Below are 1830 nucleotides of genomic sequence, written 5' to 3' on the forward strand. Positions count from 1 at the left end.
CAGCCCGCGCACGGCGGCGAACCAGCGGGCCAGCGAGTGCGGGCCGCGGCCGGGGGGAGTGGAGCCGTCCTCGGCGATCTTCAGACCGGCGCTGTAGCGGCGGTCCGGCAGCCGGGACACCGTGGTCAGGGCGACCTCCAGATCGTCCGGCTCGATCGTGTCCAGGACGGTGTCGGCGCCGAGCAGATCGGTGAACTCGGTCAGGTCGCGGCGGTAGGCCTCCAGCGTGGTGGCGCTCAGCTGCGAGCGCATCACCCGACGTTCCAGGACCTCCAGATACTCCAGGGTCGCCTCACGTACCGTGACCTCGGACAACGACGCCGGTTCCGCCACGCCCAAGATCATATCACCGCTCGCGGTCACCGAACGTGCTCAATCGAACCCACCATCGACGTGGGCAACGCCGGTAACCGGAAGCAGAGCGGGTCGTTGCACCGCGTATGCGCAGAAGTGGTTCCCGGCTGCTCGCGGCCGTCAGCGTCGTCCTCTCGGTTCTCGCGGTGTCCGTGGTTCCCGCCCACGCGGCGAGCGGTCCGCCGTTGCGGACGCCGCAGTGGATGCTGGAGCAGGCGCTGGAATGCGACGCGGACGTGGCCGAGGCGCGACGGACGCCGATGATCCTGGTGCACGGTACGGGAGCGACCCCGGAGGAGAACTGGTCCGCGGGCTACGCCCGGGCGCTGCCGCGCCGGGGCTTCCCGGTGTGCACCGTCGAGCTCCCCGAACGGGCCCTGGTGGATCTGCAGGTCTCCGTCGAGTACGTCGTGCACGCGATTCGCGAGGTCTCCCGGCTCAGTGGTCGCGAGGTCAGCCTCATCGGCCACAGCCAGGGCGGGCTGCACCCGGTGTGGGCACTGCGTTTCTGGCCGGGGCTGGCCGACAGGGTCGAGGACGCGATCGGGCTGGCCTCCCCGTACGGCGGGACGCAGGCCACGGATCTGCAGTGCCGTGACGGCTCCTGCACAACGGCGTACTGGCAGATGCGGCAGGGGGCGGACTACATCCGAGCGCTGCGGCGGCACACCCCGCCGGAGGGCGTGTCCTACACCTCGATCGGCTCCCGCACCGACCAGCTGGTGTTCCCCGCTCCACAGGCGACCTCCCTGCCGGGAGCCCGCAACATCTTCGTCCAGGACGTGTGCCCGGCCCGGCCGGTCGATCACCTCGCGATGGCTTTCGACAACGTGGCCTTCGAACTGGTCCTCGACGCCGTGACACACCCCGGCCCGGCGGACACCGCACGAATCCCGCCCGGCACCTGCACACAGCTCTACGCACCGGGCATGGACCCGCTCAGGCTGACGATCGGGGGACTGTCGTACCTCGAAGCCTCGGTCAGCCAGGACGTGCGGGGCTCACACGAGACCGACGGCGAGCCCGCGCTGCGCCGCTACGCCCGGCACGGCTGACCTTCGAACCGCCACGCCGGCACCCACCGGCGAACTCGGCGCACCCCTCAGGACCACTCCGCGAACACGGGTCCGTCAGGGGAGCGCCCCGACCCGCTCACTCCATGTCGTGGATTGCCTATTACACGACACGGAACCCATCTCACCGCCCGGACGGGGCATCCGACCCCGCCACCCGGCCGCCGTTGTCGTCGTGCCGTGAAGGACTCCTTCGCTGCGTCGGACGCAGGCAGGGAGTCCCTGACGGCACCCGGCGCAGTGAAGGGGTCCTTCACGGCAACACCGGGCACCGCGCCGGGTGGGCTGCCGGGGTGGGTGGGGGTCGCCCGATCGGTGCTGTCGGGTGTGTGTGGCGTGGCGGCGGGCCGTCGTTCGGCGCACGCCGTGGACTGCGGGGCGTTGCCGCCGCGTGGCCGCCGGA

1 protein-coding gene and 1 pseudogene are annotated in these 1830 nt (G+C 71.4%); one reads left to right on the forward strand and one right to left on the reverse strand.

Going from position 1 to position 1830, the window contains the following annotated elements; all coding sequences use genetic code 11:
- Window positions 1-333, reverse strand: a pseudogene (locus ACTIR_RS22355) (tyrosine-type recombinase/integrase); the annotation flags it as partial.
- Between the two features lie 107 nt (window positions 334-440).
- Between ACTIR_RS22355 and ACTIR_RS0108270 the strand changes: the two are divergent.
- Window positions 441-1409, forward strand: coding sequence for an esterase/lipase family protein (locus ACTIR_RS0108270; RefSeq protein WP_026453918.1), 969 nt, complete (start codon window positions 441-443; stop codon window positions 1407-1409).
- Window positions 1410-1830 lie beyond the last annotated feature (421 nt).

This window comes from Saccharomonospora iraqiensis subsp. iraqiensis, assembly GCF_000430445.1.
In the GTDB taxonomy this organism is placed as follows: Bacteria; Actinomycetota; Actinomycetes; order Mycobacteriales; family Pseudonocardiaceae; genus Saccharomonospora; species Saccharomonospora iraqiensis.